Source organism: Actinopolymorpha cephalotaxi (assembly GCF_013408535.1).
Classification (GTDB): Bacteria; Actinomycetota; Actinomycetes; order Propionibacteriales; family Actinopolymorphaceae; genus Actinopolymorpha; species Actinopolymorpha cephalotaxi.
The window spans coordinates 2,582,631-2,606,077 of the sequence record NZ_JACBZA010000001.1; the positions used below are offsets into that span (position 1 = coordinate 2,582,631).

The 23,447-nt window shown below is 71.0% G+C and carries 18 protein-coding genes and 1 pseudogene; 2 read left to right on the forward strand and 17 right to left on the reverse strand.

What is annotated here, in order from left to right; genetic code table 11:
• Positions 1 to 44: 44 nt before the first annotated feature.
• The 5 genes from FHR37_RS11580 to FHR37_RS11600 form a co-directional block, all read right to left on the reverse strand.
• Positions 45 to 1,823, reverse strand: a complete 1,779-nt coding sequence (locus FHR37_RS11580) for an ABC transporter substrate-binding protein (protein ID WP_175542445.1) — start codon at positions 1,821 to 1,823, stop codon at positions 45 to 47.
• A 66-nt stretch (positions 1,824 to 1,889) separates the two neighbouring features.
• Positions 1,890 to 2,867 (reverse strand): ABC transporter permease, encoded by a 978-nt coding sequence (locus tag FHR37_RS11585; protein WP_092882738.1) that lies wholly within the window; start codon positions 2,865 to 2,867, stop codon positions 1,890 to 1,892.
• A gap of 302 nt (positions 2,868 to 3,169) precedes the next feature.
• On the reverse strand, positions 3,170 to 5,002 hold the full coding sequence (gene aspS, locus FHR37_RS11590; protein WP_092882737.1) for an aspartate--tRNA ligase: 1,833 nt from the start codon (positions 5,000 to 5,002) through the stop codon (positions 3,170 to 3,172).
• Positions 5,003 to 5,096: 94 nt separating this feature from the next.
• A complete protein-coding gene (hisS, locus tag FHR37_RS11595) occupies positions 5,097 to 6,374 on the reverse strand; it encodes a histidine--tRNA ligase (protein ID WP_092882736.1) in 1,278 nt (425 codons plus the stop codon).
• 9 nt (positions 6,375 to 6,383) lie between these two features.
• Positions 6,384 to 7,121, reverse strand: a complete 738-nt coding sequence (locus FHR37_RS11600) for an MBL fold metallo-hydrolase (protein ID WP_092882735.1) — start codon at positions 7,119 to 7,121, stop codon at positions 6,384 to 6,386.
• Positions 7,122 to 7,411: 290 nt separating this feature from the next.
• On the opposite strand from FHR37_RS11600, the gene FHR37_RS11605 reads away from it, so the two are divergent.
• Together FHR37_RS11605 and FHR37_RS11610 are read left to right on the forward strand one after the other, a co-directional pair.
• The gene (locus FHR37_RS11605) at positions 7,412 to 7,774 is read left to right on the forward strand and encodes a hypothetical protein (protein ID WP_175542444.1); all 363 of its coding nucleotides are present in this window, start codon (positions 7,412 to 7,414) and stop codon (positions 7,772 to 7,774) included.
• 19 nt (positions 7,775 to 7,793) lie between these two features.
• Positions 7,794 to 9,032, forward strand: coding sequence for a DUF349 domain-containing protein (locus tag FHR37_RS11610; protein WP_237768700.1), 1,239 nt, complete (start codon positions 7,794 to 7,796; stop codon positions 9,030 to 9,032).
• A 318-nt stretch (positions 9,033 to 9,350) separates the two neighbouring features.
• On the opposite strand, the gene FHR37_RS11615 is transcribed toward FHR37_RS11610, so the two are convergent.
• From FHR37_RS11615 to pdxS, 12 genes and pseudogenes are all read right to left on the reverse strand, one after another.
• A complete protein-coding gene (locus tag FHR37_RS11615) occupies positions 9,351 to 11,576 on the reverse strand; it encodes a RelA/SpoT family protein (RefSeq protein WP_202818020.1) in 2,226 nt (741 codons plus the stop codon).
• A 492-nt stretch (positions 11,577 to 12,068) separates the two neighbouring features.
• Positions 12,069 to 12,611: an adenine phosphoribosyltransferase gene (locus FHR37_RS11620; protein ID WP_175542443.1), complete on the reverse strand. Its 543-nt coding sequence runs from the start codon at positions 12,609 to 12,611 to the stop codon at positions 12,069 to 12,071.
• On the reverse strand, positions 12,608 to 13,855 hold the full coding sequence (secF, locus tag FHR37_RS11625; RefSeq protein ID WP_092882731.1) for a protein translocase subunit SecF: 1,248 nt from the start codon (positions 13,853 to 13,855) through the stop codon (positions 12,608 to 12,610). The genes FHR37_RS11620 and secF overlap by 4 nt, the downstream gene beginning before the upstream one ends.
• 1 nt (position 13,856) lies before the next feature.
• On the reverse strand, positions 13,857 to 15,596 hold the full coding sequence (gene secD / locus FHR37_RS11630; RefSeq protein ID WP_237768699.1) for a protein translocase subunit SecD: 1,740 nt from the start codon (positions 15,594 to 15,596) through the stop codon (positions 13,857 to 13,859).
• Positions 15,597 to 15,628: 32 nt separating this feature from the next.
• Complete coding sequence (gene yajC, locus FHR37_RS11635; protein WP_092882730.1) at positions 15,629 to 15,994, reverse strand: preprotein translocase subunit YajC; 366 nt, start codon at positions 15,992 to 15,994, stop codon at positions 15,629 to 15,631.
• A gap of 211 nt (positions 15,995 to 16,205) precedes the next feature.
• The gene (gene ruvB / locus FHR37_RS11640; RefSeq protein WP_092882729.1) at positions 16,206 to 17,282 is read right to left on the reverse strand and encodes a Holliday junction branch migration DNA helicase RuvB; all 1,077 of its coding nucleotides are present in this window, start codon (positions 17,280 to 17,282) and stop codon (positions 16,206 to 16,208) included.
• A 21-nt stretch (positions 17,283 to 17,303) separates the two neighbouring features.
• Complete coding sequence (ruvA, locus tag FHR37_RS11645; protein ID WP_092882728.1) at positions 17,304 to 17,981, reverse strand: Holliday junction branch migration protein RuvA; 678 nt, start codon at positions 17,979 to 17,981, stop codon at positions 17,304 to 17,306.
• Positions 17,982 to 18,181: 200 nt separating this feature from the next.
• A pseudogene (gene ruvC / locus FHR37_RS11650) lies at positions 18,182 to 18,682 on the reverse strand (crossover junction endodeoxyribonuclease RuvC); the annotation flags it as partial.
• Positions 18,683 to 18,868: 186 nt separating this feature from the next.
• Positions 18,869 to 20,629, reverse strand: coding sequence for a serine/threonine-protein kinase (locus tag FHR37_RS11655; protein WP_092882726.1), 1,761 nt, complete (start codon positions 20,627 to 20,629; stop codon positions 18,869 to 18,871).
• A 182-nt stretch (positions 20,630 to 20,811) separates the two neighbouring features.
• Positions 20,812 to 21,573: a YebC/PmpR family DNA-binding transcriptional regulator gene (locus tag FHR37_RS11660; protein ID WP_092882725.1), complete on the reverse strand. Its 762-nt coding sequence runs from the start codon at positions 21,571 to 21,573 to the stop codon at positions 20,812 to 20,814.
• 6 nt (positions 21,574 to 21,579) lie between these two features.
• A complete protein-coding gene (gene pdxT / locus FHR37_RS11665; protein ID WP_092882724.1) occupies positions 21,580 to 22,194 on the reverse strand; it encodes a pyridoxal 5'-phosphate synthase glutaminase subunit PdxT in 615 nt (204 codons plus the stop codon).
• 243 nt (positions 22,195 to 22,437) lie between these two features.
• Complete coding sequence (pdxS, locus tag FHR37_RS11670) at positions 22,438 to 23,373, reverse strand: pyridoxal 5'-phosphate synthase lyase subunit PdxS (protein ID WP_092882723.1); 936 nt, start codon at positions 23,371 to 23,373, stop codon at positions 22,438 to 22,440.
• Between the last annotated feature and the right edge of the window lie 74 nt (positions 23,374 to 23,447).

Consider the following 23,447-nt stretch of genomic DNA (forward strand, 5'->3'; position numbering starts at 1 on the left):
AGCGGGTGGGAAGGGGATCGCCCTTCCCACCCGCCGGGTGCTACCTACTGCTTCACGTACAGCTTGGTGAAGTCGGGCCCGCCGCTGAACGGGTCGAGAACGACGCCGCCGAGCTTGGAGCCGTACAGGAAGTTGGTCTTGCTGTAGTCGGTCGGAATGACCGGCAGGTACTTCTGCATCATCGACTTGTCCAGCTTGGCCCACTCCGGCTCCTGCTTCTTCAGCGGAAGCGAGGAGATCCGGTCGATCTCGGAGTTGACCTCGGGCACGTTCAGGAACGACTTGTTCGGCGCCGAGTTCGGGTTGAGGGCGATCAGCCGGCCGTCGAAGATGGCCGGGAACACCGTCGTTCCGGACGGCCAGTCAAGGCACCAGCCCAGCGGCCGGATGTTGATCTTCGACTTCGGGTTGTCGAACTCCGCCCGCACCTGGTCACGCGGCATCGGGATCGCGGTGGTCTTGAACCCCGCGGCCTTCAGCTTCTGCGACCGCACCGCCGAGACCTGCGCGGCGATGTCGTTGTCGTTGGAGTAGGCCCACACGACGTCGAAGCCGAGCTTGCCCGCCTTCTCCAGCATCTTCTTGGCCTTGGCGGGGTCGCCGTCACCCTTGGCGCCGTTGCCGAACAGGTCGTAGTTGACGAAGCCCGGTGTCACCTTCGGCAGGATCGTCGTCGCCGGGGCGTAGGTGAACGGGCTGTCGCCGGCCGCCTTGTGCAGCGAGTCGAACGGCCACGCCACCATCAGTGCCTTGCGCACCTCGAGCGGGATTCGCCGGGTGTCGAGGTAGATGAAGGTGGTGCAGGTGCCGTCACCGGTCATCATCCGCTTCTCCGGCTCCTTGCCCTGGATCTTGGGCAGCAGCGAGGAGTCGACACTGTCGTAGGTGATCGCGGTCTGGTCCGGCCCGTTGTCCGCGATCAGCTGCTCCTGCAGCTTGATCGGGTTCTGGCTGAACTTGAAGTCGTACTTGTCGACGTACTGGTGGCGCACCGGGTCGGTCTTGGGGTCCCACTGGTCGTTCTTGACCAGGACCAGGCGCTTGCCCTTCTGGTAGCTGTCGAACTTGTACGGGCCCGCGGCCAGCGGCTTGTTCCCGTAGGCGTCCTTGGTGTCCTTGGCCTGCGGAATCGGGCTGTACACCGGGAACGTCGCGTAGTAGGCGAGGTCCGGGAACGGCTTGGCCATCTTCAGGACGACCGTCTTGTCGTCGGGAGTCTCGACCCCGGGGTAGTCCAGCCCGCCGCCCTTGGCCTTGGACTTGAACGGACCCTTGTACTTTCCGCCGTCCAGGAAGTAGCTCTGCTGGTACGTCGGGCCGCCCGGAAGCTCCTCGGTGGCGAAGGACCGCTTCACCGCGTACGCGATGTCCTGGGACTTGATCGGGGAGCCGTCCTCGTACTTCAGCCCGTCCTTGAGCGTGAACTTCCACTCGGTGTAGTCAGCGTTGTGCTGACCCAGGTCGGTGGCCAGGTCCGGAACCAGGTAGTACTTCCCGTCCGCGCGAAGCTCCAGCGCGGTGAGAGTGCGTGCGGTCAGCCGCAGCACCGCCAGGGAGTCGATGTAGTAGGCCCTGGTGGGGTCGAACGTCTCCGGCGCCGCCGCGGTGAGGACGGTCGCGGTGCCGCCCTTCTGCGCACCGGCGATGTCCTTGGCCGGACCCTTGGCGTTGGCGTCCTGCACGACGTCGAAGCCGCCGCCCTTGGGCGCCTTCGCCGAAGAGTTGCTCTGCTGCTTCTTCTGCTGCTCCTGCGCCTTCTCCGAAGGAGAGGCGCCTCCCCCACAGGCGGCCGTCGTACCGAGCGCGAGCACGCCGGCAGCCACCGCCAACCTTCTCCATCGCATACGAGTCACTTACTTGCCTTCCTTGCTGTGGGCCGTCGGCACGTGCTACCGACGAGTCGTTGGGTCGAAGGCGTCGCGGATCGCGTCGCCGAGAAGGTTCAGGGCCAGCACCAGAACGAGAATCGCCAGTGCCGGTTGCCAGAAGTAGATGGGGTACGTCTCGTAGTAGGAGAGCGCGGAGTTGATCGTGCGCCCCCACGAGGGTGTCGGCTCGGTCAGGCCGATCCCGAGGTAGGAAAGCCCTGCCTCCGAAGCGATGTAGCTCGGAACCGCCAGCGACAGGAAGACGATGATCTGCCCGGTGAGGTTGGGCAGCAGCTCGCGGAACAGGATCTGGCGGGTCGGCGCACCGATCGCCCGGGCCGCCTGGATGAACTCCCGCTCGCGCAGCGACAGCACCTGTGCCCGCACCAGCCGGCCGAGGCCGGTCCAGCCGAAGACCGCGAAGATGGCCACCAGTGACCACAGGCGTACCCGCGAGACGGTGACCTCGTCGGCGGAGAACCACGACTGCACGACCGGGACGAAGGCGAACACGAAGAGGATCAGCGGCAGCGACAGCATCAGGTCGATCAGCCAGGAGATCGCCCGGTCGACCCACCCGCCGAGGAAACCCGCCAGCAGCCCCATCGCCGTACCGAGGATCGTGGAGATGGCCGCCGCGCTGGTCGCCACGATCAGGGACGGGCGGCTGCCCTGCACCCACCGGGCGAACAGATCCCTGCCCAGGCGGGGTTCCAGCCCGAACGGATGCGCCGCGCTCGGGTTGACGGTCGGGAAGCCGTACTCGTCGACCAGGTCCTGGTGGAGGGTGCTCGGGTCGGTGTGCGTGAGGGCGGTGATGGCGTCGGCGAAGATCGCGAGCAGGACGAAGAAGAGAACGATGACCGCACAGACGATCGCGATCTTGTCCTTACGAAGCCGCTCCAGCGCGATCTGCGTCGGAGACTTGCTCTTGACCGGGTTCTCCGGAGGGGCGACCGGTGTGCTGCTTCCGGTCTCGAGCAGGGTCGGGTCCGCCATGAGTAGCCGTATGCCTTCCTGGCTTACGAATCACGACACACAGCAGTCGGCGACGCGCTGTGCACAAAGATTGTGGTGCCTGACCATAAGCGAAAGAAGGGCATATACACAGCGCCGCTTGGATCACGATTTGTAAACGCTTGCCGTGACAACTGGTGAGCGAATTGCAGCAGCTACGGCACTCTCGGTAATAGAAACGGCGGCCGACCCAATTGGGTCGGCCGCCGAAACACAAACGTCATCGACGGGTACTTGACGGCGATTCCCGTCGGCGTCCGTCGAGATCGAACGAGGTCGGTCCCCTACGCAGGGTTGTTCCTGTCGACGGTATCGGTCACCTTCTCCTCGTCCGCGCGATGCCGTCCGGTACCGGACGGCTTGCCCGGTACGACGTCGATTCCGGCCTCCCGGCGCTGCGCCGGCGAGATCGGCGTCGGCGCGCCGGTGAGCGGATCGGCGCCGGACGCGCTCTTGGGGAACGCGATGACGTCACGGATGGACTCCGCACCGGTCAGCAGCGCCACCAGCCGGTCCAGGCCGAGCGCGATGCCGCCGTGCGGGGGCGGGCCGTACTTGAACGCCTCCAGCAGGAAGCCGAACTGACTGGCCGCCTCCTCCTGGGACAGCCCGATCAGGTCGAAGACGCGCTGCTGGACGTCGGCCCGGTGGATACGGATGGACCCGCCGCCGATCTCGTTGCCGTTCAGCACGATGTCGTACGCCTGGGACAGCGCCTGCCCCGGGTCCTCCTCGAACCGGTCGGCCCATTCCGCCGTGGGCGCGGTGAACGGGTGGTGGATCGCGGTCCACCCCTTCTCCCCGCCGAACGTCTCCACCGGCTCGAACATCGGCGCGTCGACCACCCAGCAGAACTCCCACCGGGAATGGTCGATCAGGCCACAGCGCTCGCCCACCTCCAGCCGCACCGCCGCCAGCAGCGCCAGCGCCTCCGTGCGGGGTCCGGCCGCGAAGAAGACGCAGTCCCCCGGCTTCGCGCCGGCATGCTGGGCCAGACCGGCCCGCTCGTCCTCGGAGAGGTTCTTGGCCACCGGGCCACCGAGCTCGCCGCCCTCACCCACCAGGACGTACGCCAGACCCTTCGCGCCGCGCGAGCGGGCCCACTCCTGCCAGGCGTCCAGCTCCTTGCGCGCCTGCCCCGCTCCCCCGGGCATCACCACGGCGCCGACGTGGAAGTCCTCGCCCTTGGCCTGGAACACCCGGAACGGCGTCTGCGCGAAGTACTCGGTGAAGTCGACCAGCTCGTTGCCGAAACGCAGGTCGGGCCGGTCGATGCCGAACCTGCGCATCGCCTCGGCGTAGGTCATCCGCGGGATCGGCAGCGAGATGTCGTACCCCAGAACGTTCTTCCACACCAGGGTGAGCACCTGCTCGGTCAGCGCGATGATGTCGTCGGTGTCGCAGAACGACATCTCCACGTCGAGCTGGGTGAACTCCGGCTGCCGGTCGGCCCGGAAGTCCTCGTCCCGGAAGCACCGCGCGATCTGGTAGTAGCGCTCGATGCCCGCGACCATCAGCAGCTGCTTGAACAGCTGCGGCGACTGCGGGAGGGCGTACCAGCTGCCCGGCTGCAACCGGACCGGCACCACGAAGTCGCGGGCGCCCTCGGGGGTGGACCGGGTGAGGTAGGGCGTCTCCACGTCGACGAAGCCGTGCTCGTCCATCACGTCGCGGATCAGCCGGGTGACCCGCGACCTGGTGCGCAGCTTGGCCGCCATCTCCGGCCGGCGAAGGTCGAGGTAGCGGTGCCGCAGCCGGACCTCCTCGTTGACCGGCGTCTGGTGGTGTTCCTCGATCGGGAACGGCAGTGCCTCCGCGGTGCTGAGCACCTGCACCTCGTCGGCCACCACCTCCACCTCACCGGTGGGCAGGTTGGGGTTGGCGTTGCCCTCCGGGCGGCGGCGGACCTGCCCGACCACCCGCAGGCAGTGCTCCTGGCGCAGGCCGTGCGCGACCTCCTCGTCGCGGATCACCACCTGGACGGTCCCGGAGGCGTCCCGCAGGTCGAGGAACGCCACGCCGCCGTGGTCGCGGCGCCGGGCGATCCACCCGGCCAGGGTCACGGTCGCGTCCAGATGGTCGGCGTGGAGCGTGCCGGCCTCGTGCGTACGGATCACCCGTGCGTCTCCTTCGTCGTCGGTGCTGCTCGGTGCTGCCCAGGTGCTACTCGGTGCTGCCCAGGTGCGTTCTGACCGGTGTGTGCCGTTCTGGCTAGTCCTGTTCGGCGTGCGCCGGCGCCATCGCGCCGGCCACCACGTCGACCAGTTCGGCGAGCGGGACAGGCCGCTGGCCGCCGCCGCGCAGGTCCTTCAGCTGGGCGCTGTCCTGCTCCAGGTCGCGGTCACCGAGGACGAGCGCGAACGCCGCGCCGGAACGGTCGGCCGCCTTCATCGCGCCCTTGAGGCCCTGCCCGCCGTAGCTCGTGTCGGACCGTACGCCCGCCGCGCGGAGGTCGCGCAGGAGGGTGACCGTCCGCCGCCGGGCCGCGGCGCCGAGGGGTACGACGTACACGTCGCACCGGCTGGTCTCCCCCACCGTCAGGCCCTCCGCCTCCACGGCCAGAACGGTGCGGTCCAGGCCGAGCCCGAAGCCGACACCCCCGAGGTCGGGGCCGCCGATGGTGGCCAGCAGCCCGTCGTAACGCCCGCCGCCCCCGATCGCCGACTGCGCGCCGAGCCCGGGGTGGACCAGCTCGAACGTCGTACGGACGTAGTAGTCCAGCCCGCGCACCAGGCGAGGGGTGTCCTCCCACTCCACGCCGAGGTCGGCGAGGTAGGAGCGGACCTGGGCGTGGTGCTCCTTGCACGCGCCGCACAGGTGGTCGGTGATCAACGGCGCGTCCGTCAGCTGGGCCTGGACCTCCGGGCGCTTGTCGTCCAGCACCCGCATCGGGTTGATCGCCGCCCGCCGGCGGGTGTCGTCGTCCAGGTCGATCCCGCGCAGGAAGTCCTGGAGAAGCTCGCGGTAGGCGGGGCGGCACTCCCGGCAGCCCAGGCTGTTGAGCAGCAGCCGGGTGCCGGTCAGTCCGAGCGACCGCTGGGCCTGCCACGCCATCCAGACGATCTCGGCGTCCAGGGCCGGGTCGTCCCCGCCGATCGTCTCCACCCCCACCTGGGTGTGCTGGCGGTAGCGGCCCGACTGCGGCTGTTCGTACCGGAAGTTCTGCCCGGCGTACCACACCTTCACCGGAAGCTGCCCGCGGTGCAGGCCGCGCTCGGCGATCGCGCGCAGCACACCGGCGGTCCCCTCCGGGCGGAGGGTCAGCGAACGGCCGCCCCGGTCGGCGAAGGTGTACATCTCCTTCGTCACCACGTCGGTCGACTCACCCACGCCGCGGACGAACAGCCCGGTGTCCTCGAACAGCGGTGTCTCGACGTACTCGTATCCGGCCAGCCGCGGCGGTCGGCTCAGCGCCTCCCGCACCGCGAGCCAGGTCGCGGACCTCGGGGGTACGACGTCGAAGGTGCCCTTGGGCGCCTGGAAACTCATCTGCGATCTTCACCCGCTCCGTGCCGGGCCGGGCACGAGCCCTCTCAGGAAGGGATTGGTCTGGCGTTCCCGGCCGATGGTCGTCTGGTCACCGTGGCCGGGCAGGACCACGATCCGGTCGTCGAGCGGCAGCACCTTGTCGGCAAGGCTGCGCAGCATCGTCGGATGGTCACCACCCGGCAGGTCGGTCCGTCCGATCGCCCCGGCGAAGAGCAGGTCGCCCGCGAACATCAGCTCGGGCGCCGCACCCGCCTGGCCGGTCCACGTCGGGGCGCCTGCCCCGCGCACGTCCCCCTCGACGGGGGTACGGAACGCGACCGACCCGCTCGTATGGCCCGGGGTGTGGTCGACGGTGAAGCTCAGCCCGGCGACGTCGACCCGCGTGCCGTCGGTGAGCTCGCGTACGTCGTCGGGCTCGGCGAACGACTGCCCGCCCCCGAGCAGCGCGCCGGCCCACTCCGGTGGCAGGCCGCGCATCGGGTCGGCGAGCAGCGGCCGGTCGGCCGGGTGCACCCAGCAGGTCGCGTCGTAGCTTCCGCACACTGGCAGCACCGACCACATGTGGTCGAGGTGCCCGTGGGTGAGCAGCACCGCGACCGGCCGGAGCCGGTGCTCGCGGACGACCTCGGCCACCGCGCCGGCCGCGTCCTGGCCCGGATCGACCACGACGCACTCCTGTCCCGCGCCGGTCGCCACGACGTAGCAGTTCGCGGCGAACACTCCGGTCGGGAAGCCGGCGACGAGCATGGAATCCTCTGCGGTCGGGTGGCGAGGTGGGGGACCTTCGAAGACTACCGGCGGGGTGTCCGGCGCGGCGAACCTGGCCGGTCCTGGCGATTAACGGGACACACACCGCTACCGGACCCAGGGCGTCTCCTAGACTGGCACACCGGTCATCGGACAGCTAAGCGGAGAGAACGGGGCCTTCGGTGGTCACCAAGGAGCAGCGCCGACGCCGCCTCGCCAGGCAGCACTGGGAGCGTCAGCAGGTTCGCCGCACCACCCGGCGGCGCCGGGCACGACGAAACGGCATCATCGTGGCGGTCGTCGTCGGCGTGCTCGCCGTGGCCGCGGCGGTCTACCTGATCTTCTTCCTCGTGCGCGGCGACAGTTCCTCCGCGGCCGCCCGGCCGGGCACCTCGGCGCGGATCGGCGTACTCGCGGCACCACCGGCCGCGCCGGCGCCGGGCTACATTCTTGGGAACGGGGCCGATCGTCCGCGCCACGGCGAGCATCGCGCCGGGCCGGGCCGGCTGGTCCCGGTCGTGGCGAAAAACCCGGTGCCGAGGGATTCCTCACTGGCTACGGTGATTCGTCCCCGTTCGATCACGGGGGTTGCGGGGACCGGGCAGGCGGCGTCCTCGGGCATCGGCAAAGATGTCAAGGTCACGACGACGTGATCTGCGACGGGAGCGTGCAGTGAGCGGAACGGCAGAGGAGCCCTGGGGCAGGGTCGCGGACGACGGCACCGTCTACCTCCGCACCGACGAGGGCGAGCGCGCCATCGGATCCTGGCAGGTCGGCGATCCCGAGGGAGCGCTGGCCTTCTTCCGCCGCAAGTACGACGCCCTCGCGCTGGAGGTCGACCTGCTCGCCTCCCGGGTGGACAGCGGCATTCTCGCCCCCGACGACGCCCACAACGCACTGCGCCGCGAGCGCCGCAACCTCGCGGGCGCCCAGGCGATCGGCGACCTCGGCGCCCTGTCGGCCAAGCTCGACCGGCTGGAGGAAGTGATCGCCGGGCGGCGCGCCGAACGCCGCACCGAACGCAAGCGGCAGCTCGAGGAGGCCCGGACGGCCAAGGCGGCGATCGCCGACGAGGCCGAGACCCTGGCGGCCGGCTCGGACTGGCGGCACGGCGTCGGACGCTTCCGCGAGCTGCTCGAGCAGTGGAAGGCGCTGCCCCGGCTGGACAAGCAGACCGACGACGAGCTGTGGCGGCGGTTCTCCAGTGCCCGCACCTCCTACACGCGCCGGCGCAAGCAGCACTTCTCCGAGCTGAACGTACGCCGCGACGACGCCCGCCAGACCAAGGAGGCGCTCGCCGCCGAGGCCGAGGCGCTCGCCGACTCCACCGACTGGGGCCGCGGCAGCACGCAGTTCCGTACCCTCATGCAGCGCTGGAAGGCCGCCGGGCCCGCCGCGCGCGACGTGGAAGACCAGCTGTGGAAGCGGTTCCGGGCAGCGCAGGACCGGTTCTTCAACGCCCGCAACGCGACCTTCGCCGAGCAGGACGCGGAGTACCGCACCAACCTCGAGCAGAAGGAAGCGCTGCTGGTCGAGGCGGAGGCTCTGCTGCCGGTGCGCGACCACCGCGCCGCCCGGGAGGCCTACCGCTCGCTGCTGGCACGCTGGGACCAGATCGGGCGCGTCCCCCGCGACTCCGTCCGTCCGGTCGAGGGCCGGCTGCGCAAGGTCGAGGAAGCGATCAAGTCCGCGGAGAGCAACGAGTGGCGCCGGACCAACCCCGAGACGCGCGCCCGTGCCAACGACACGCTCACCCAGCTGCGCAACTCCATCGCCGACCTCGAACGCGACCTGGAAGCCCAGCAGGCGAAGGGCGACGTCACCGGCGAACGCCGCGCGCAGGAGGCACTGGACGCCCGGCGGGCCTGGCTGGCCGAGGTGGAGAAGACCCTCGACGAGTTCTCCGGCTGAGCGAGCCTTGCATCACGGTCGGCTGCGTTGTCCTCGGCACGCATACTCCGGCGGAGTGTGAAACCTCGAGGTGGCTCTGACCCCCGCGGGTCCTTCACGCTTCACCGCGCTAGGAGGGGCCGGACCGCGAGTGTGAAACCTCGCGGGGGTCCTGACCACCCGGGCATTTCACGCTTCACCGGCTGGTGAGCCGCATCCCACCGGCTCGTGGGCCGCATCGAACGGCTCGGACCCGGGCCACCACGCGGAGGTCCTCCTCGGCACCCCGGCGATTCTTCCGCGGAGGAATCGGCGAACCCGCCGAGCCTGGGCGTCGGGTCAGTTGGTGACGCGGTACGCGTCGAACACGCCGTCCACGCTGCGCACCGCGCGGAGCACGTGGCCCAGATGCTTGGGGTCGCCCATCTCGAAGGTGAACCTGCTCTTGGCCACCCGGTCGCGGGTCGTGGTCACCGACGCCGACAGGATGTTGACGTGCTGGTCGGACAGGATCCGGGTGATGTCACTGAGCAGCCGGGCGCGGTCCAGCGCCTCCACCTGGACGGCGACGAGGAACAGGCTCTGTGCCGTGGGCGCCCACTCGACCTCGACCATGCGTTCGGGCTGGGAGGTCAGGTGGCCGATGTTGACGCAGTCGCCGCGGTGCACCGAGACACCGGCCCCACGGGTGACGAAGCCGACGATCGCGTCGCCCGGCACCGGCGTACAGCACTTGGCCAGCTTCACCCAGACGTCGGTGACGCCCTTCACGACCACACCGGAGTCACCCCGGGGCAACCGCTCCTTGCGGCCGGTGTCCGGGGAGATGATCACAGCTTCGGAGACGTCCTCGGCCTCCTCGCCGGCGCCGCCGACCGACTCCACCAGCCGCCGGACCACCGACTGTGCGGTGATGGTGCCCTCCCCGACGGCGGCGTACAGCGCCGACACGTCGGAGTACTTCAGGTCGCGGGCGATCGAGGCCAGTGACTCGTGGGTGAGCATCCGCTGCAGCGGCAGGCCCTCCTTGCGGACCATCCGGGCCAGCTGCTCCTTGCCCTGGTCGATGGCCTCCTCGCGGCGCTCCTTGGTGAACCAGTGCCGGATCTTGTTGCGGGCGCGCGGGCTGCGGACGAAGCTCAGCCAGTCGCGGCTCGGTGCGGCGCCCTCGGCCTTGGAGGTGAAGACCTCCACCAGGTCGCCGTTCTCCAGCTGGCTCTCCAGCGGGACCAGCCGGCCGTTGACCCGGGCGCCGATGCAGCGGTGGCCGACCTCGGTGTGGATGGCGTACGCGAAGTCGACCGGTGTCGAGCCCATGGGCAGCGCGATCACGTCGCCGCGCGGGGTGAAGACGTAGACCTGGGTGGAGTTGATCTCGAACCGCAGCGACTCCAGGAACTCGCCGGGGTCCTCGGTCTCGCGCTGCCAGTCCAGCAGCTGCCGGAGCCAGGCCATGTCGTTGGGGCCGCCGCTGTCGGTCTCGGGAGCGGCGGTGGGGTCTTCCTTGTACTTCCAGTGGGCCGCGACGCCGTACTCCGCCCGCCGGTGCATCGCGAACGTCCGCAGCTGCATCTCGACCGGCTTGCCCTCGGGCCCCATCACCGAGGTGTGCAGCGACTGGTACATGTTGAACTTCGGCATCGCGATGTAGTCCTTGAACCGCCCGGGCACGGGGTTCCATCGCGCGTGGATGACGCCGAGAGCGGCGTAACAGTCGCGTACGGAGTCGGTCAGGACGCGGATGCCGACCAGGTCGTAGATGTCGCCGAACTCCCGGCCGCGCACGATCATCTTCTGGTAGATCGAGTAGTAGTGCTTGGGCCGGCCGGTGACGGTGGCCTTGATCTTGGCCTCACGCAGGTCGGACTGCACCCGGTCGATGACCTTGGCGAGGTACTCGTCGCGCGAGGGCGCCCGCTCGGCGACCAGGCGGACGATCTCGTCGTACAGCTTGGGATGCAGGGTGGCGAACGCGAGGTCTTCGATCTCCCACTTCAGCGTGTTCATGCCGAGGCGGTGGGCCAGCGAGGCGTAGATCTCCAGGGTCTCCCGCGCGGTGCGTTCCTGGGAGGCCTGCTTGACGTAGCGCAGCGTCCGCATGTTGTGCAGCCGGTCGGCGAGCTTGATCACCAGCACCCGGATGTCCTTGGCCATCGCGATCACCATCTTGCGGATGGTCTCGGCCTGGGCACTCTCGCCGTACTTCACCTTGTCGAGCTTGGTCACCCCGTCGACCAGCAGCGCGATCTCGTCGCCGAAGTCGTTGCGGAGCTCGGTGAGGGTGTACGGCGTGTCCTCCACCGTGTCGTGCAGTAACGCCGCGCACAGGGTGGGCGGCGTCATTCCGAGCTCGGCCAGGATGGTGGCGACCGCGACGGGATGGGTGATGAACGGGTCACCGCTCTTGCGGGTCTGGCCCCGGTGGTACCGCTCGGCCGTGTGGTAGGCGCGCTCGATCAGCGCCAGGTCGGCCTTGGGGTGGGTGCTGCGTACGATCCGGAACAACGGCTCCAGCACGGGGTTGCCCTGCGGGGCCCGGCCCAGCCGGGCAAGCCGCTGGCGCATCCGCCGCGACGAGGCGGAGAACGGGCCGACCGCCGCCTGCCCGCCGGAGGGGGCGGACGCGCGCCGGCCGCTCGTCGAGCCGGTCTCCCCGGTGCCGTTCGTGCCGTCGGCCTCGTCGGGCGACTCGGCCGGGCGGGTGTCGGATTCCGGTGCGGCTGCCTCCAGAGCCGCGGCGCGACTTCTGGACACGCTCACCGAGCGGTGCGGCGCCGGAGACACCTCACGGCGCGCCGGCGCGGATGGAGCGGTCTCGTCGGCCACGGCGGTCTCCTTGGGGGCGGCAAGAAACCAGTTTACGGGCACCGGGTCGGGTTGCCGTCAACCCTGTCCGAGCCCGTCCGACGCCGACCCACCCGTCCCGGGTCGTACTGCCCTGCTCAGGATTGGCCGAGAATCGTCCCCCGTGAGCGGGCTGTCCGGCAGGTCCGGTTGGGCCGCTCCCCCAGTGTCCACCCCAGGCGTGTTCCCCGCCAGGCAGCAGGGCCCGGGTCGTCACACCGGAAGCAGTGAGTGAACGGTGAGATCGCCGGTCCTGGTGCGCGGGGCGAGGAACGTGAGCTCCAGCAGCACCGAGATTCCGACCACCTCCGCTCCGGCGTCGCGGACGAGGGCGTGCGTCGCCTCGACGGTGCCGCCGGTGGCGAGTACGTCGTCGACGATCAGCACCCGGTCGCCCGGCTCGAAGGCGTTCCGCTGCACCTCCAGCGTCTCCTGGCCGTACTCGAGGGCGTAGGAGCGGGAGTGCGTCGGGCCGGGCAGTTTGCCGGCCTTGCGGACCGGAACGAACCCCGCGCCCAGCGCCAGCGCCACCGGCGCGGCCAGGATGAAGCCGCGGGCCTCGATCCCGACCACCTTGTCCACGCGCGGGGTGGCGTCCCGCCAGGGCGCGCCGAGGGCGTCGACCGTGTGCGCGAACGCCTCCGGCTCGGCCAGCAGGGGCGTGATGTCCTTGAACACGACGCCGGGCTTGGGGTAGTCGGGGACGTCCCGGACCAGGTCCGCGACCAGGCGGTCCACCGACCGGATCTCGCTCATCGGCCGTGCCCCTTCGGACGCCGCGTCGACCTCGGCTTGCGCTGCGGCTGGCTGCGCCCGGCCGACCTGCTGCTGGTCGACTGCGGCCTGCCGGCGGGACGGCCCTGCGCGCGCGAGGTCGCCGGCACCGACTGCCGGGTGCCGTTGGCTCCCTGGTCCTCACCGGAGGCGGCGGGCTCGCCGCCCTCGGCGCCGCCGGGCGTACCCGACACTGCTGCCGGGCCCGCGGAACCGCTGGCCGCGCTCTTCGCCGCCGCACCCGCTCGGCGCTGCTCCACCCGACGGGAGAGCGCTCGCATCGCCGGCTCGCGCTCCTTCAGGTCGCACAGCAGCGGGGTGGCGATGAAGATCGAGGAGTACGTACCGACCGCGATGCCGATGAACAGCGCGAGGGACAGGTCCTTCAGCGTCCCCGCACCGAGCAGCCCGGCGCCCACGAAGAGGATGCCGGCCACCGGCAGGAGCGCGATGATCGAGGTGTTGATCGACCGGACGAGCGTCTGGTTGACGGCGAGGTTGGCCGCCTCGCTGTAGGTCCACCGGCTCCCCGAGGAGATCGACCGGGTGTTCTCCCGCACCTTGTCGAATACGACCACCGTGTCGTACAGCGAGTAGCCCAGGATCGTGAGCACGCCGATGATCGTGGCCGGGGTGACGTCGAAGCCGACCAGGGCGTAGATGCCGACGGTGATCGCCACATCGTGCAGCAGCGCGACCAGCCCGGACACCGACATCCGCCATTCGCGGAAGTAGAGCCAGATCACGCCCATCACCAGGACGAGGAACACCCCGAGGCTGAGCAGTGCCTTGTCGGTGATCTGGGCGCCCCAGGTCGGCCCGATGCTGGAGTAGTCGATCTGACCCTCGCCGACCTTGAGCTGCTTGGCGATCGCGGTGCGGGCCTTCGCGATGTTGTCGGTGCTCAGGGGCGGGGTCTCGACCCGGACCTGGTTGGCGCCGATCGAGGTGACGATCGGCTCCGCGCGGCCGAGGACGCCGGTGTCGACGACGGCGGTCCGGACGCCCGGGATGGCGTTCTGTGCCGAACCCGACGCCACCGGCGCCTGGAAGTCGACGCCGCCGCGGAACTCGATGGAGAACGCCAGGCCGCGGATCAGGACCGCCCCGATGGCGATCACCAGGACGACCGCGGAGATGAGGTACCACAGCTTCCGCCGGCCGACGAAGTTCAGCGAGACCTCGCCGGTGTAGAGCTTGTGCCCGACGGCACCCAGGCGCGACATGTCAGGCCCCCTTCGGCGACGAGGCGCGGGTCGAGGCGCGGGTTGCGGTGCGTGGAGCGAGGCGTTCGCGCGGCACACCGAGCCGGGTCGGATCGAGTCCGGAGAAGCGGTGGCCCTCACCGAAGAAGCGGGTGCGGGCCAGCAGGGTGACCAGCGGCTTGGTGAAGACGAACACGATGATGATGTCGATCAGCGTGGTCAGCCCGAGCGCGTACGCGAAACCGCGGACGTTGCCCACCGACAGCGCGTACAGCACCACCGCCGCCAGCAGCGACACCGAGTCGGCGGCGAGGATCGTGCGCCGGGCACGCACCCAGCCGGTCTCCACGGCGGTACGCAGACTTCGGCCGTCGCGTACTTCGTCGCGCAGGCGTTCGAAGTAGACGACGAAGGAGTCCGCGGTGATGCCGATGGCGACGATCAGTCCCGCGATCCCCGCCAGGGTGAGCGTGAAGCCCGCCGACTTGCCGAGCAGCACCACCGAGGCGTAGACGAGGGCGCCGGCCGCCGCCAGGGACAGCACGACCACCAGGCCGAGGCCCCGGTAGTAGAAGAACGAGTAGAGCACCACGAGCGCGAGCCCGATCGCTCCGGCGACCAGGCCACCGGTGAGCTGGTCACTTCCCAGCGTGGGCGACACCGCCGAGACCTGGCTGGTCTCGAACCTCAGCGGCAACGCGCCGTACTTCAGCGTGTTGGCGAGGTCGGTCGCCTCCTGCTGGGAGAAGTTGCCGGTGATGCTGGCCTGGCCGTCGGTGATCGGCCCCTGGATCACGGGGTACGACACGACCTTGCCGTCCAGCACGATCGCGAACTGGCTCAGCGGCTGCTGCAGTTGGTACATCTGCGTGCTCGCCTGCGCGAACTTGCTCTTGCCCGCGCCCTTGAGGCGCAGCCCCACCTGCCACGCGAGCTGGTTCTGCGGCAGCTGGGCGCTCGCGTCGGCGATCTCGGAGCCGAGGACGATCGCCGGGCCGAGGACGAACTTCGTCGTGCCCTCGCGATCACAGGTGAAGAGCGCCTGCTTGAAGTTGTCCTTGCCCGGCGTGTAGTCGGCGCACTTGAACTTCTGCAGGGCGGCCATCTGCTCGGGCGAGGCGCCGGTGGTGGAGACCCGGACCTTGCCGTTGTCGACCGTCGGCGTGGTCGCCTTGGGGGCGGGGACAGTCGCCTTGGGAGTGGGCGTCGGTGTCGGCGTCGGGGCGTTCCGCCGGAACGCCTGCGGCACCGCCCGGCCGGGCGCGCGCGGCGCGGGGCTCTTGGTCGCCTTGTTCGAGGGTTTGACCGACGGGCCGACCGTCGGCTTGGGCGTGGCCTTCGACGTGGCCGGGGACTTCGACGGCGTCGGCTTCGGTTGCGGGGGCGCCGCCACCGGGGCCGCTGCCAGCACCTGCCGGAACCGAAGCTCCGCGGTGCTGCCCACCAACCGGACGATCTGGTCCTGGCCGACACCCGGCACCTCGACCACGATGTGGTCGTTGCCCTGGGTGGTCACCTCGGCCTCGGCGATCGCGCCGACGCGGTTGCGGATGATCTCGACCGCCTCGGCGAGCTTCTCCGGGGTGATCGCACCCTGGCCCGCGGAGGGCCGGGCGGTCAGCGTGATGGAGGTGCCGCCACGTAGGTCGAGGCCGAGCCGTGGTGTCCACGCACCGAGCGTGGCCATCAGCCCGACACCGACCAGCAGCGCCACCAGGAGCACCGCCAGAGAGCGCCAGGGATGCGGTCTCTTCGTCGCCACGTCGTCTACTCACTCTCCCCGTGAAGCGGGTCTCATGCGGTGGGGTCCTCGGGGCGGTCGCTCGGCGGCGTGGTTCCTTCGCCGACCTGCGACTGCGAGGGCTGATCCGGCTGGTCGATGATGCGGACGATGGCCTGGCGTACGTGCCGGGCGTACACACCCGGTGCGATCTCGAGCACCACCGCGTCGTCCTCCACGGCATGCACGGTGGCCAGCAGCCCGGCTCCGGTCATCACCTGCTGACCGGGCTGGAGCTTGCTCTGCATGTCCGAGGTCTCGCGCTGGCGGCGTCGTTGCGGACGAATCGCCACGACCCAGAACAACGCCAGCAGAAGGATCGGGAGAAGCAGCGTCCAGTAGTTGGCGCCGCCGCCGGTGGCCGCCTGGCTGAGAAGCATGGAGGTCGTTTCCTTCCCCGACGTCGCGATCGCCGGTTTGGTCGTCTGGCCACGGCCATGTCACGCACGGCCACCGGCGGAGTCTAGCGGCGCCGTCCGGCGCGGGGGCGTGCGACCTGTCCGTGGCGGGCGAGCCTTTCCCGCGGCTGCCGCGACGACCACGGCGATGACCATGGCGACGACCTTCGCGACGGGCCCGGCGCCACGCCGATCACGGCTCGTCGAACAGGCTGGGCGACTGCCCGAACGCCGCGTCGGCCGGAGGTGCCAGCCCGAGCTGCCGCCATGCCGCCGGCGTCGCCACCCGGCCGCGTGGAGTGCGGGCGAGGTAGCCCCGGCGGACCAGGAAGGGCTCGGCCACCTCCTCCACTGTCTCGCGTTCCTCGCCGACCGCGACGGCGAGGGTGGACACACCCACCGGGCCGCCACCGAACCGGCGGCACAGCGCGTCGAGCACGGCCCGGTCGAGCCGGTCCAGGCCCTCCTCGTCCACCTCGTACAGCTCGAGTGCCGCCTGCGCGGTCTTGGTGCGTACGACACCGTCGGCGCGGACCTGCGCGTAGTCGCGGACCCGGCGCAGCAGCCGGTTGGCGATCCGCGGCGTTCCGCGCGACCGGCCGGCCACCTCCCGGGCGGCGTCGTCGGTGATGGGTACGTCGAGCAGGTGCGCGGACCGGCGGACGATCTCGTCCAGCTCGTCCACCTCGTAGTACTCCAGGTGGCCGGTGAAACCGAACCGGTCGCGCAGCGGACCCGGCAGCAGTCCGGCGCGGGTGGTCGCGCCCACCAGCGTGAACGGCGGAATCTCCAGCGGGATGGCGGTGGCGCCCGGCCCCTTGCCCACCACGACGTCGACCCGGAAGTCCTCCATCGCCATGTAGAGCATCTCCTCGGCGGGGCGGCTCATCCGGTGGATCTCGTCCAGGAAGAGCACCTCGCCCTCGGCCAGGGAGGACAGGATGGCGGCGAGGTCGCCGGCATGCTGGATGGCCGGGCCGCTGGTCACCCGCAGCGGCGCGGACAGCTCAGCGGCGATGATCATCGCCAGGGTGGTCTTGCCGAGCCCGGGCGGGCCGGCGAGCAGCACGTGGTCCGGCGGCCGGCCGCGGCTACGGGCCGCCTCCAGCACCAGCCCGAGCTGGTCGCGGACGCGGCCCTGGCCGATCAGCTCCCCCAGGGTGCGGGGACGCAGCGCCGCCTCGACGGTGCTCTCGTCGGCGGCCGCCTCCGCGGCGATCAGGGAACGGCCGACGGAGTGGTCGCCGCCGTCGTCGACGTGGGACGTCATGCGGACAACTCCTCGTCTTCCTCAGGCCCTGGAGAGCGTACGGAGTGCGGCTCGCAACAGCGCGGCCACGTCGGGCGCGCCGCCGCCGTTGGTGGGCTTGGCACCGTTGGCACCGTCCGCCCCGTTCCCGGCGGCCATCTCCTCCGCCATCGGGGCCACGGCGTCCAGCGCGGACTCGGCCTCCCGCGCGGACCAGCCCAGGCCGAGCAGGGCGCCGCGTACCTGGTCACGCCAGGCGGCACCGGGCGCCACCCCCGCGACCGGAAGCGCGGCACCGGCACCGGCCGAGCCGCCGATCGGAGCGCCGAGCCGGTCCTTGAGCTCCAGCACGATCCGCTGGGCGCCCTTGCGGCCGATCCCCGGGACCTTGGTGAGCGCGGTGAGGTCCTCGGTGGCGACCGCGCGGCGGAGCTCGTCCGGACGGTGCACGGCCAGCATCGCCTGGGCCAGCCTCGGCCCGACACCGCTCGCGGTCTGCAGGAGCTCGAACACCGCGCGCTCGTCGTCGTCGGCGAAGCCGTAGAGCGTCAGGGAGTCCTCCCGGACGACCAGGCTGGTCGGCAACTTCGCGGTCGCGCCCACGCGGAGCTCGGCGAGGGTGGCGGGCGCGGCGCGGACCTCCATGCCGACGCCGCCGACCTCGACGACCGCGGTGTCGAGCCCGACGGAGGCGATGGTTCCACGGACGAATGCGATCACGTGCTGCTCCTCGGTGGGTCGGGGGCGCGGCGTGGAGTCTGCCACCCGACGGCTCCGGCCCTCGCCCCGGTCGTCGCTCCGGTCCCGGCCCTTGCGGCCTGGACCTTCGCCGCCTGGACTTTCGCCGCCTGGACCTTCGCGGCCTGCGTCTGCCGAGTCTTCGCGGCCTGGAGCTGCGCCGCCTGCATCTTCGACGCCTGGGCCTTCGCGGCCTCGATGCGAGCCGCCGCCGGTCCGCGCCACAGATGGCAGATGGCCAGTGCCAGCGCGTCGGCGGCGTCTGCCGGGCGGGGCTTGCTGGTCAGGGCGAGGATCCGGGTGACCATGTTCGTCACCTGTTCCTTGCCGGCCCGGCCGCTGCCGGTGACCGCCGCCTTGACCTCGCTGGGCGTGTGCAGGCCGACCGGGATGCCGCGCCGGGCCGCCGCGGCCAGGACGACGCCGCTCACCTGGGCGGTTCCCATCACGGTGCGGACGTTGTGCTGGCTGAACACGCGTTCCAGGGCCACCGCGTCGGGGCGGTGCTCGTCCAGCCAGTCACCGACCGCCCGGTCGACGGCGAGCAGGCGGACGCCGAGATCCTCGTCGGGCCCGGTGCGCACGACGTCGACGGCGACCAACGCCAGCTGACGGGGATGCCCGCCCTGCACCAGCCCGAGCCCGCAGCGGGTCAGGCCGGGGTCGACTCCGAGCACCCGCACCGGCTGTCGTACCTCCCGCGTCGTTCACCGAACACCTGTTCGGAGCCTAGCGGTGGTTGATCAGCGAGGCCGGCCGACGCGCCGGAGCGGGCCGAAGGTCGCGCGTACGCCGAGCGCGGTTCACCCCGGTCGCTCCGGTCGCCGCGAACGCGTGGCCCAGGCCGGCGACGATCACCGGCCGGACGGTCAGCCGGGCCAGTCCAGTCGAGGGATCGGGTTGTGCTCCAGCGGCCACCACGACACTGGCTCGGCGCTCGCCACCGCGACCAGGAACAACGTCAGCGCGGCGAGCACGACCCCGGTCGCGACCAGCAGGCCCCGGCGCCGGCCGACGACCCGGCGCAGGATCCGCCGGGCACCCTCCTGGAGACCCTCGCCGCGGATGCCCCACCAGGTCAGCGCGGCGACGACCAGTCCGGTGACACCGCAGGCCAGGTCCCAGCGCGGGCGGATCGCGCCGACGTAGAAGAACAGGACGAGCACCGCCGCCAGGAACCCCGCGCCGATGAGCGCCGCGGTGACCGTGAGGGTGGTGACCGCCGCCGCGCGTACGACGTGCCAGGGCAGCACGGCCGCGGCGGCGAACGGATCCGTCCGGCGCCGGCCACGCTGGTGGCGACGGCGTTCGACGAACCCGGCCGAACCCTGCACCGTCCACGCGACCAGCAGCCAGCCGATCAGAACCGCGAGCGCGCCGAAGGGCGCCACCGCCGCGAGCGCCCCGACGGTGAGGAAGCCCAGCCCGGTCAGCACGCGGTACGAGGACCGGGGCAGGCCCGAGTGTGACGCCCGGGCGGCGGCCTCGGCATCGTCCTCGCGGCCAGGGTCGAGCTCGCCGGGACGCCCCTCGCCCGGATGCCGCTCGTCGGCGTAGGCCTCGTCGGCGTAGGTCTCGTCGTGCCCGTCAGGCCCGTCGTCGCGCTGGTCGTCTCCGGGGACGGCCGGGTAGACGGCGGTCCCGTCGGGCGAGGCGTACCGCTCGTCGGCGTAGGTGTCGTCCGCGTACGTCCCCACCGGAACGCCGGTCCCGAGGCGCACCGTCTCCGGGTGCTCTGGGTCCTCGGGTTCGTACGCCCCCGCCGGGTCGTACGCGTCGTCGCCTCCGTCGTCCGGCGTCGAGACGGGCGGTTCCTCCCCCGTCTCCAGCCAGCGCAGCAGCTGTGCCGACGTCGGGCGTTCGGCGGGGTTCTTCGCGAAGCACCGCAGGAGCACCGGCTCCAGCCACTCCGGGCAGCCGGCGACGTCGGGGTCCTCGTGCAGAACGCGGTAGGCGACCGCCTCCAGCGGCCCGCGCCCGAACGGCGGCCGGCCGGTGGCGACGTAGGCGACCGTCGCCGCCCAGGCGTGCACGTCGGCGGCGCCGTCGACGTCGGCGCCGGTGAGGATCTCCGGCGCGACGTACCCGGGGGTGCCGTACACCAGGCCGGGCGTGGTCATCCGGGTGTCGTCGGCGATCTGGGCGATGCCGAAGTCGATCACCACGGCGATCCCGTCGGCCAGCAGGACGTTGCCTGGCTTCAGGTCGCGGTGCACCACGCCGGCGCCGTGGATCGAGCAGAGCGCGTCGGCCAGGTCGCCGGCAAGGTCGGCCAGCTCCGCACCGGTCAGCGGGCCGTCGTTGTCGACCACCTCGTACAGCGCGGGCCCGTCCACGAAGTCGGTGACGAGGTACGGCGTGGCCGCGGCCACGTCGGCGTCGAGCACCTGGGCGACGTGCCGGCCGCGCACCCGGGCCAGCACCCTGGCCTCGCGGGCGAACCGGGCCCGTGACTCCTCGTCACCGGCGACGTGGGGCCGCAGGAGCTTGACCGCCACCACCCGGCCGCGAGGGTCGGTGGCCCGGTGGACCACACCCATGCCGCCTTCGCCGACCCGCTCGTGAAGCACATAGCCGCCGAGTCGGGCCGACTCGACAGTGGTGGCGTCGTCGGCGAGGTCACGTCGCACGCCAACACGGTAACCGCCGCCGGTGGCCGATGTCGGGCTCAAGGGGGCCTGTCCGACCCTGACGAAACCCTGAGGTGGACTACCCGGGCTGAGCGAAAACCTCTCGAAACAGGCGTAGGTACGACAAACCGCCGCCCGCACCCGGATCGCGGGTGGGGCGGCGGTGGACGCTCCGGGAAGTGCTAGCCGACCTTTTCCATGATCTCGTCGGAGACGTCGAAGTTGGCGTAGACGTTCTGCACGTCGTCGAGGTCCTCCAGCGCCTCGACCAGCCGGAAGATCTTCGGCGCGGTCTCCTCGTCCAGCGGCACGGTGACACTCGGCACGAAGCTCGCCTCGGCGGACTCGTAGTCGATCCCGGCGTCCTGCAGCGCGGTCCGCACGGCCACCAGGTCGGTCGGCTCGGAGATCACCTCGAACGCCTCGCCGAGGTTGTTGACCTCCTCCGCACCCGCGTCGAGCACGGCGCCGAGCACGTCGTCCTCGCCGAGCTCGCGACCCTCCTGCTCGCGGGGGACGACCACGACGCCACGCCGGCTGAACATGTACGACACGCTGCCCGCGTCGGCCATCGTGCCGCCGTTGCGGGTGGTGGCGGTGCGGACGTCACCGGCGGCGCGGTTGCGGTTGTCGGTGAGGCACTCGATCAGGATCGCGACCCCGGCCGGTCCGTAGCCCTCGTACATGATCGTCTGGTAGTCGGCGCCGCCGGCCTCCAGGCCCGCGCCGCGCTTCATCGCGCGATCGATGTTGTCGTTGGGGACCGAGGACTTCTTCGCCTTCTGGATGGCGTCGTAGAGCGTCGGGTTGCCGGCCACATCTCCCCCGCCCACCCGCGCGGCGACCTCGATGTTCTTGATCAGCTTCGCGAAGAGCTTGCCGCGCTTGGCGTCGACGACGGCCTTCTTGTGTTTCGTGGTCGCCCACTTGGAGTGGCCGGACATGGCGGGCTACGCCTCCTTCACGAGTTCGACGAAGAAACGGTGGATGCGCGCGTCACCGGCAAGCTCGGGATGAAACGCCGTGGCGAGCAGGCGACCCTGGCGGACCGCGACGATCCTACCGGCGGCCGGGCCGGACGCGACGCGGGCGATCACCTCCGCACCCTCACCGACCGACTCCACCCACGGTGCCCTTATGAACACCGCGTGGTACGGCTGCGGCTGCGGGCTGGGGTCGATGGCGTCCAGCGGCACGTCGGCCTCGAACGAGTCGACCTGACGGCCGAACGCGTTGCGGCGTACGGTCACGTCGATCCCGCCGACGGTCTGCTGGCCCTCGATGCCGTCCTGGATCCGGTCGGCCAGCATGATCATGCCCGCGCAGGTGCCGAAGGCCGGCATCCCCCCGGCCACCCGCTTGCGCAGCGGCTCGAGCAGGTCGAACGCCGCCGCCAGCTTGAACATCGTGGTCGACTCACCGCCCGGGAGGACCAGGGCGTCGACGGCGAGGAGTTCCTCGGGCCGGCGGACGTTCACCGGCTTCGCGCCGGACTCCGCCAGCATCCGGTGGTGTTCGCGGACGTCGCCCTGCAGGGCGAGAATGCCGATGGTGGGTTCGCTCACTGGGTTCCTTGCGCGCTAGGGGCACAGTCAGGACACACGTCCGGGCACGGTTTCGGGCACAGGTCCGGTCGGAGTTTTCCGGACGAGGTCCTAGGCAACGTTCCGGGCAAAGTCCCAGTCTACGAGCGCCGCCCAACCTGCTCGAGTCGTGCCGGGGCGTACCAACCCGTACCAACCCTCGTCAGGCTGTACGGAAACGGAAGGGCGCCGGTCGGCGCCGACGCCCCTCACCCGTCTGCCTGGTCACCAACCGCGGGTCGCGAGCCGCTCGCTCTCGGGAAGGTCGCGGACGTTCAGGCCGACCATCGCCTCGCCGAGGCCACGGGACACCTTCGCCACCACGTCGGGGTCGTCGTGGAAGGTGGTCGCCTTCACGATCGCCTCGGCCCGCTTGGCCGGGTCGCCGGACTTGAAGATGCCCGAGCCGACGAAGACGCCCTCGGCTCCGAGCTGCATCATCATCGCCGCGTCGGCCGGGGTGGCGATGCCGCCGGCGGTGAACAGCACGACCGGCAGCTTGCCGGCTCGGGCCACCTCCTGCACCAGGTCGTACGGCGCGCGCAGCTCCTTGGCGGCGACGAACAGCTCCTCCTCGTCGAGGGTGGCGAGGCGGCGGATCTCGGCGCGGATGGACCGCATGTGGCGGGTGGCCTCCACGACGTTGCCGGTGCCGGCCTCGCCCTTGGAACGGATCATCGCCGCGCCCTCGGACAGGCGGCGCAGCGCCTCGCCGAGGTTGGTGGCGCCGCACACGAACGGGACGGTGAACGCCCACTTGTCGATGTGATGCGCCTCGTCGGCCGGGGTGAGGACCTCGGACTCGTCGACGTAGTCGACGCCGATCGCCTGCAGGACCTGGGCCTCGGCGAAGTGGCCGATGCGGGCCTTGGCCATCACCGGGATGGAGACCGCGCCGATGATGCCGTCGATCATGTCGGGGTCGCTCATCCGGGCCACGCCGCCCTGCACCCGGATGTCGGCGGGGACCCGCTCGAGCGCCATCACCGCGACGGCGCCGGCGTCCTCGGCGATCTTCGCCTGTTCGGGCGTGACCACATCCATGATCACCCCGCCCTTGAGCATCTCCGCCATGCCGCGCTTGACCTTGGCGGTCCCGGTGACGGGAGCGGTGGTGGGCCGGCTGGTGGCGTCGGTGGGTGTGGACTGGGGTTCGGTCACTGTCTACCTCGCGAGAATGGGCACGGAACGGCACATCCATGGTAGGCGACCGCGCGTGACGCTCCGCCGCGTGG

Excerpts from the sequence above, each read along its gene's own strand:
- hisS (WP_092882736.1), bottom strand. The coding sequence starts at position 6,374 with ATGAGTTTCCAGGCGCCCAAGGGCACCTTCGACGTCGTACCCCCGAGG.
- FHR37_RS11620 (WP_175542443.1), bottom strand. The coding sequence starts at position 12,611 with ATGAGCGAGATCCGGTCGGTGGACCGCCTGGTCGCGGACCTGGTCCGG.
- FHR37_RS11615 (WP_202818020.1), bottom strand. The coding sequence starts at position 11,576 with ATGCGCCAGCGGCTTGCCCGGCTGGGCCGGGCCCCGCAGGGCAACCCC.
- FHR37_RS11585 (WP_092882738.1), bottom strand. The coding sequence starts at position 2,867 with ATGGCGGACCCGACCCTGCTCGAGACCGGAAGCAGCACACCGGTCGCC.
- secF (WP_092882731.1), bottom strand. The coding sequence starts at position 13,855 with ATGTCGCGCCTGGGTGCCGTCGGGCACAAGCTCTACACCGGCGAGGTC.
- yajC (WP_092882730.1), bottom strand. The coding sequence starts at position 15,994 with ATGCTTCTCAGCCAGGCGGCCACCGGCGGCGGCGCCAACTACTGGACG.
- FHR37_RS11600 (WP_092882735.1), bottom strand. The coding sequence starts at position 7,121 with ATGCTCGTCGCCGGCTTCCCGACCGGAGTGTTCGCCGCGAACTGCTAC.
- FHR37_RS11660 (WP_092882725.1), bottom strand. The coding sequence starts at position 21,573 with ATGTCCGGCCACTCCAAGTGGGCGACCACGAAACACAAGAAGGCCGTC.
- ruvB (WP_092882729.1), bottom strand. The coding sequence starts at position 17,282 with ATGACGTCCCACGTCGACGACGGCGGCGACCACTCCGTCGGCCGTTCC.